This is a genomic window from Bacillus sp. H1a (assembly GCF_000633475.1).
In the GTDB taxonomy this organism is placed as follows: Bacteria; Bacillota; Bacilli; order Bacillales; family Bacillaceae_G; genus Bacillus_A; species Bacillus_A paramycoides.
On sequence record NZ_AYMH01000118.1, the window covers coordinates 1 to 7,679 of the forward strand.

Annotated in this window: 8 protein-coding genes and 2 pseudogenes; 4 read left to right on the plus strand and 6 right to left on the minus strand. The window is 30.6% G+C overall.

Annotated elements, in window-relative coordinates; translation table 11 throughout:
* Positions 1-700, plus strand: a 700-nt coding sequence (locus tag U860_RS0130220) for a ParA family protein (protein ID WP_025151389.1), incomplete at its 5' end; no start/stop codon positions are given.
* 1 nt (position 701) lies between these two features.
* On the plus strand, positions 702-1,073 hold the full coding sequence (locus U860_RS0130225) for a hypothetical protein (protein WP_025151390.1): 372 nt from the start codon (positions 702-704) through the stop codon (positions 1,071-1,073).
* 250 nt (positions 1,074-1,323) lie between these two features.
* On the opposite strand, the gene U860_RS0130230 is transcribed toward U860_RS0130225, so the two are convergent.
* Complete coding sequence (locus tag U860_RS0130230) at positions 1,324-1,683, minus strand: hypothetical protein (RefSeq protein WP_025151391.1); 360 nt, start codon at positions 1,681-1,683, stop codon at positions 1,324-1,326.
* Positions 1,684-2,506: 823 nt separating this feature from the next.
* Entirely contained in the window at positions 2,507-3,064 is a 558-nt protein-coding gene (locus U860_RS0130235; protein WP_025151392.1) for an AAA family ATPase, read from the minus strand.
* Between the two features lie 457 nt (positions 3,065-3,521).
* On the opposite strand from U860_RS0130235, the pseudogene U860_RS32325 reads away from it, so the two are divergent.
* Positions 3,522-3,752: pseudogene (locus tag U860_RS32325) on the plus strand (DDE-type integrase/transposase/recombinase); the annotation flags it as partial.
* A 197-nt stretch (positions 3,753-3,949) separates the two neighbouring features.
* Here U860_RS32325 and U860_RS36730 read toward each other — a convergent pair.
* From U860_RS36730 to U860_RS0130260, 4 genes are all read right to left on the minus strand, one after another.
* Positions 3,950-4,447 carry a hypothetical protein gene (locus U860_RS36730; RefSeq protein ID WP_240184510.1) on the minus strand — a complete coding sequence of 166 codons (498 nt, stop codon included), beginning with the start codon at positions 4,445-4,447 and terminating at the stop codon, positions 3,950-3,952.
* A 369-nt stretch (positions 4,448-4,816) separates the two neighbouring features.
* Entirely contained in the window at positions 4,817-5,167 is a 351-nt protein-coding gene (locus U860_RS0130250; protein ID WP_025151394.1) for a DUF4064 domain-containing protein, read from the minus strand.
* A 78-nt stretch (positions 5,168-5,245) separates the two neighbouring features.
* Positions 5,246-5,581 (minus strand): hypothetical protein, encoded by a 336-nt coding sequence (locus tag U860_RS0130255; protein WP_025151395.1) that lies wholly within the window; start codon positions 5,579-5,581, stop codon positions 5,246-5,248.
* A 483-nt stretch (positions 5,582-6,064) separates the two neighbouring features.
* The gene (locus U860_RS0130260; RefSeq protein ID WP_025151396.1) at positions 6,065-6,466 is read right to left on the minus strand and encodes a PH domain-containing protein; all 402 of its coding nucleotides are present in this window, start codon (positions 6,464-6,466) and stop codon (positions 6,065-6,067) included.
* A 245-nt stretch (positions 6,467-6,711) separates the two neighbouring features.
* Here U860_RS0130260 and U860_RS34720 point away from each other — a divergent pair.
* Positions 6,712-6,783: pseudogene (locus U860_RS34720) on the plus strand (DDE-type integrase/transposase/recombinase); the annotation flags it as partial.
* Positions 6,784-7,679: the final 896 nt, after the last annotated feature.

The window sequence follows — 7,679 nt, forward strand, 5'->3', positions numbered from 1 at the left end:
ACAGAGTAATGCAACAAAATCTCTAATGTTAACAAAATCTATCCTTAATCCTGACGAACAGGTAACTTTAAATAAAACATTAATGAAAGGAATTCAAGAGGGGAATTTAGATGGATTAGAAGTTGAAATAATGGAAAATTTATATTTAATTCCCTCTTATGTTGATTTTCAAGATTTCGCAAAATTTCTATATAAATCGTGTTCTTCGGAAACAGAAGAAGATTTCTACTTTAAGGGATTACTTGAGAAAATAAAACATAAATACGATTACATATTTATCGATGTTCCGCCTATGTCAATTGAAGTCACAAAAAATGCAGTTGTAGCTTCTGATTATGTTCTTATAACTCTACAAACACAAGAACGTTCTCTTACAGGTGCGGAAAACTACATTAACCAACTAGTAAAATTAAAAAAGCAATATAATCTTGATATTGAAGTTGTAGGTATTCTTCCAGTGCTATTAAAAAATAATGGTAAAGTGGATGAATACATTATGGAAAACGCTCGTGAAATTTTTGGTGAAGAAAACCTATTTAAACATATCGTTCCACAGATGGAGCGTATTAAAAGGTTTGATGTTAACGGTATTACTGAAAATGATAGACATGATTTAAATGTAATAGAACTATATGAAAAAATTAGTGATGAATTATTATCTCGTATCAATGTTTTTGAAAGTATGAAGGTTGGTGTATAACATGGCAAGAACTCCTGGATTATTAGGCAGAAAAAAGAGCAATTTTAACCCAATAGATCCTTATATTCCAAACGAGGATCCAGTTGTAACAAAAAGTGAAGAGAATACTCCTACTTTTCCACCTATAAATGAAGAAAAACAAGTGACTCAGCAAGAGAAAAAGAAGGAGCAAACACCAGAGAAAAAGACATTTAAAAACCAACAAGGTAGTATTAAAATTTCTGGTCAATCTAAGGAAGAGCTTGGAGCACTAATGAAACTTACTAATAAGAAATATGCTCATGAAATAATTGATTTACTTATACATCATTATGTAGAAAATCAATTAACTCCTGAACAGAAAAAGAAATTTAAATTATTAACAGAGATTTAGAAACATAGAAATATCCCTACATAGAAATAGGGATATTTCTATGTTTTTGTGATTTAAGAAATATCGTCACCAGGACTTCCTCCACAACCTTTTCTTCTCTCTCAACTGCAGCTTCCTTATGTAAAGTGATAATAAAGTTTTTTAATTTCTATCCATTCAAATGTATTGATACTCAAAAATCAATAACGGGTGCTTTAATTCTTATTGAACTAAAGCACCCGTTATTCTACTTAGTTAGATAAATTATTTATCAAAAATAATTGTCAATCGCTTGGATAGCTAGTTTCAACGCTTTTATTCTTCTTTCTAAAAGCGTTCTTTGGGGACTACCAGCCTTTGACTGATCATGAATGTTCTTAATTGATGGAAGCAAACCAGTAAGAACATTGCGAGCTTCTGCTAAATCTTCCTGGGTATAATGATGGGGGCTTTGATTCCAAACGTTTTCTAGCATTGCTAGGCCGATGCAAACAGCTTTGAGTCGTTTCTTTACTAAGGTGGTATTTGCGCCTTTCTGAGTCATCTGTGACAAGGCATTTTCGAGTTTACTGATTGTCGATTGTAAAGACTTTATTGATTCCAATTTATCTACATTAGAAACATTTTCCATGTTAGTACTGTCCCTTCTTCGTTTCTGAATTATTTTGCTTGATACTTGATCAAATCGTTAAGAACCTGATTTCACTCGCAATATTTTAACATAAGTAACCTGCCCTCTTTGAGAGAGATCCTCAACAACCTGGCCCAATTGTTGAACCCAAGTTAACTAAAACTCTTCAACTAACCTGCCTGTTAGTCCAATAAGAATTAAACAACTTTGTTGTCACTTAACACCTTAATCAATCGTTTTGTCCCTAAAGCTAACTGTTTAATATTTTCCTTGTACTTAGCTACAATAACACTACACCACTAATCAGTAGCAACACCCCATTATTTTTGTGCTGGTGGTGCTATTCTTTTTATCCCTCCAAAATCAGGAGTATCATTTTAGTTTCATTGTAGTCAACCTCTTTTGACACCAATGATTTAGGCATTATTCGTAAATTCTATGATTCTATTACATGTACCATATATCATTGCTGTGATCTCCCCTCACAATATGGATATATCCCTATTTCTATAAGTTTATATTTCTATATATCCCTACATTTGTTACCAGCAAATAGTGAAGATACTCCTGTTTCTTCACCTAAAAATAAGAAAAAACAAGTGAATCGAAACTTACTAATGTAAAATGACAGTGAAGTTTTTTAATTTTAAAAGCTCAAACAAGCATAACCCCGTTCTAAATTTAGGATGGAGTTAAAAATATAGTTGTTTAATTTTGGATGTAAGATACTTCACTACACTAGGAAATATAACAATAAAGTCGCTTAAAAATCTAAGTTTTATTCAACAATAGCGCCTGATAATTGAAGATCATTCACGTGATTTTATAATTCAAACCTTTTTGACACTATTTCAGCTACTTCTGCAGCACTCAAACTTGTATTATTAATTTTTATGTAGTTCTCATTTTTAATTTCACCTTTATGGGAGTTCAATCTGTATTTTTTCATTGATTCCCTTAGTTCATTCTCCGACCAGTCAACGTTTCTTTTGGTAGGTTTATGCTCAAGTCGATGCGGACTCTTATTTCGTTCCAGCCTCTCGTCCATATCGGCTTCTAATTCCACAAAATAAATAGTGGCACCCAGGGATTCAAAGATTTCACATGTCTGGTCTACGAAGTCCCAATCCTCTTGTTGATCAAAAGCCCACACATATGTAAAGATCAAACCTTCCAGTTCACTCTCAGCCACTGCCTTGAATATTTCTTTTCTAAATAAAGTTGACAACCTCCACATTTCCGGGCTAAAGCTGAATAAAGGCTCAAGTAATTCAATGGTCATATGGTTATGAAATAGTTTCAATCTAGTTGCTTTAGCTAACTCTTGCCCTACTGTCATTTTACCAACTGCTTGCGGACCAAATATAAGTACAAATTTCATAGACTTCCTCCATTAATGATTTTTTATTATTATACCAGTAATTTCAAGTACCCTTTTTCACAAATTTCATACTATCTAAAAAATTTCAGGTTGTTCAGTAAATACATTTCACATTAACGTTTTTAATTTGTTTACCTGAAAAAGTTATGCTGTTAAATGGCCCAATTGTTGAATAGAATGACTCGCATTTTTTAATACAATTTTTTTGTCAATTTACAACTAATAGGAAATATGCTCATGAAATAATTGATTTACTTATAAATCATTATGTAGAAGATCAATTACCTCCTGAACAGAAAAAGAAGTTCAAATTATTGACAGATATTTAGATATATAGAAATATCCCTATTTCTATATATCCCTACTTTTGTTACCATAAATAGCGAAGATACTCCTATTTCTCCACCTAAAAATGTGTAGCTTTGAAATTAAGTTTGATTAAAAACACCCCGCAAGCATCCAAATCCGATAGCTCAAATATTTGAATAATATTATAGAGCAAGATCATCGTTTTATTAAGAGACGTGTACGTTCTATGTTAGGATTCAAGTCTTTTTGCACAGCTACATCCATTCTTGCAGGAGTGGAAGCTATGCATATGATTAAAAAAGAACAGATTGATTTAAGGCTTCAGTCTGTTCAAAACCAGAAAAAATTCATCCATCGATTGTTTGGGATTACAACATAAAATAGGATTCCGCTAGAAATATATAAGCTATATTCTCTGTTATTTTATCTTTGCACCAGAACCAATAAAAATAAGGAAACTCCAATTTTTCCGGAAGTTTCCTTTCTTATTCCATTAAAGACTCCGTATATTGAACAAGGAATGAACTCATTAGCAGATATAATAGAAGGATAGGTATAAACCTACTTAGGCACCTTCTACCTTTTTGTATCCGCAATTTTCTGGGACTTATAAGTGTGGATTATACTTGGAACTCCTACAATCATACTGACCATAAAACTCCACATTGTAAACCGCCAATTTTCAGTGAGTAACGACAATCCTGTAAAAAATACTAATTGACCCAAAAGGGCAAACCAAGAAGTTATCCATGCTACTTTTAAATTTTCCTTCATCTCGTAACCCCCTATACCAATTAGTGGAATAACATATGTGAATTTGGTAAAATTTGATAATTTAAGTTTATCATAAGTTTCTTCGACAGAGAACGGAAAAGTATCAACAACACTATTCAATATAGCTAAAAATAAAAAAGGTCTAATCCTTGTTGAATGTAAAAATATCCCTATTTCTATAATTAGATATTTCCTTATATCCCTGTCTATGCTATCAAAAATGGAGGTATAGGGGGGAGCCTTTGAAAAATTACTGGCGTAATATAAATTGCTGATTCCATTGCATGTACCACATTTCACTACTTTAAGCTTCTTTATAATGTAGAAATATCCCTATTTCTATAATTAGATATTTCCCTATACCCTTATTTTTGTTATTATAAATGGCGGTATAGGCAAAGCTTTTGAAAAATTACTAGAGTAATATACTTTACTGATTCTATTGCATGTACCATATAACACTACTATAATCTTCTTTACAATATAGAAATATCCCTATTTCCATAAGTGGATATTTCTATATATCCTTGCTTTTGTTATCGGAAATAGCGGTATAGGGGGGAGCTTTTGAAAAATTACTTAAGTAATATACATTACTGATTCGTAAACGTAAAATAACTCCAAAATCAACTTTTATTGTATATTTTGGAGTTGCTTTACCTTATTGTTTTAATTAGTCTCCTGTTTTAAAGGTCTAAATGCAAATGCACCTGAAATGATTTGTAAAACCACTGGAAGGAATAAAATAAATAAACCTAAAAACAATGAAATTATACTTAATACAATCATGCAAATACCATAAGTTTTATTATTTATTTTATTAACACAACAAGCTAATACTAATAGGCCTATTTGAATAATTAAGGCGATGCTAGAAGTAATGATAATATATTCTTCAATACCTCCAGAACTAGTATTAGAACTTGTGTAAGAAATACAACCAATTACAATAAATAAAGAAAGTAAGAGTCCTAAGATTCCTCCGATTAAGCCGATTACAAATTCTACAGTACGTTTCAAATTACAACACCACCCTTCAAAAATATTATTTAAATTAGCCCTTATATATTTACCATGATTTTGGAATTGCTAAATATTTTATTTAGATTCTTGTTTTAAAGGTCGAAACGCAAATCCACCAGAAATAATTTGAAGAATTACTGGAATAAATAAAAGAAATAATGACATAACCAATGTTACTAATGGAAGTAATATCATACAAAGTCCGTAGACTATATTGTTAACCTTATTTACTGAACATGCTAAAACTAACAGCCCTATTTGAATAATTAATAAAATAGAGTAATAAGTTACAGCTTTATAATCAATATCACCATCCAAAACAGTAATAGCTATCATCAATATAATAAGAGAACCTATAACTCCCAAAATACCACCAATTAAACCCAGTATAAATTCAGGTGTTCTTTTCATTTCTAATACCTCCCTAACTATTAATATATTATGTATTTAACGTCCATTTATCTATATTATCAAATGTAATTTGGAAAAACTATGCATAAATGTATTGGGTTTAATATTAGATGTAGCTTTGTTTCACAATAAAAACACCCCTTTAGATAAACAGATCCACGCGTCTTTTTTATAAACATCGTGACTTTATTTAAAAGCAACAATTGAAGCATATTTCGTTGCTTAATATATAAAAAAAGGGAGTTATAGTCATTAGCTGTCCTAGTAAATTGTCACAATAAGCTATTTTCATGTAGGTTTCGAATAAAGTTTGATCAAATTAATGCTATTAACCGTGATAAAAGAACGAAAGAAAAAAGCGTGTTTTGAAAAAAAGATTAATCAAAACATGCTCTTATAATATTTAATCGAATTATTCTTTTATAAAAAAGATTGATTTTTTTGTAATCCTTCTTCAAATAAAAACCTATTTGTCTCTTATCTTTAACTATACTTCTTTTCTAATTTTATTAGGTTTTTCTTCTGATTCGATAAGCCTATTGTAAAACTATTTGCTTTAATTACAATATCTCCCCTGTTACCTGTTGAAGTGACGGTTATCTTAGTCCTAAACAAACCTTTCTTAACTTTCACACTTTCTATATCCTTCATGTCTATACTCTTTATATTACCAGTGAACTTACCACTCATTGATATTTCTAATACCATAAGTCTTTTATCGGTAAAACATATGATTAAATGCTCAAGGTCTGCCAATGCTCCAAGACCGTATTTAAAATACTCTGATGCTGATGGTGTTACATAGGAGTAGAAATAGTAAAAGTAAGTTTCACCTTCTATTTTTAATTCTTCGAATAAATCGTCTAAGTACTTGTTTGTTAACATCTTAATCCCCCTCTCTTATTGAAGCCTAACCGTTACATTAGAAGTCTTTCATAGGAACACATCTTTTCTATCACAATTATAAACATATCATCTGTAAACTCGCTCTTCTACAATAAACCAATATTTTGATTTACCTTTTTTATAAACAGTTAATCTTCTTTCAAAACGGTTAAACTTTATTTCAAATTCACATTTCATTTCACAATCTGAATTTTTAACGTTCTAAAAGGGTTCTTTTTCCATGATTGAAAGTCAAAGGTCGATGGATGTACCTATATCGTGCTATTGATTCAAAAGGAAATACAATCGATTTTCATTGTTATCGGAAAAACGTCAAGACAAAAAACAAAATTACATATTGTTGGAACTAAAAAATATATTTCTTTAAACCCAACACAATTATAAATTCATCTCAAAGATAATAAAGATGAAGTCAGATAAAAAAGGGCGTTTAGCAAACGCTCTATTTTTATTAATAATTCTTTCTTGTAAGCTTGTTGCAAGAAACAAGGGATTTATAGATTAATTTGTTTTTTTATTAAATCCTAATAAATTCACACGCTCATTTTTATTTTGATCTTCAGTTTCAGGCAATAATATTTTCAGCCAGTAATATAGCCGATGAACCGGTAGATTCTGTTTTTGACACTAGACACCTTTGGATAATCCACTGTTTTTATAGTATTGAATGTAAGTTTCCTATTCTTTCTTTAATAGGTGTCTTTTCATAAAAAAACCTCCACATGTAGTATGTAAGGAAATTATCTCATGGGTTATTTACAAATAGTAGGTGGGAAATATTTGACGCTTACACTGATTCTATTGCATGTACCATATAACACTACTATAATCTTCTTTATACTGTAGAAATATCCCTATTTCTATAAATAGATATTTCTATATATCCTTGCTTTTTCTATCAAAAATATTGAAATAGGTCCTTGCCATCTAGTTAAGCTCACACAACATAGACTATAGGAAAGGTTGTTTCTTTTTTATAACGTCCCAAACAAAAAATTTGTATAGTTCACCTGACGATATCAATTCTCTCGTTTTAGGATATTTGCTTTTCTTAGCTTGATGGGCATGGGATATGGGGATATAAGAACTTTTTCAAAAAATGAATGGAGTGGTATAAATGACAGATTCTATTGCATGTACCACATATCACTGCTATAATCTACTATATAACATAGGGAAATATCCCTATTTC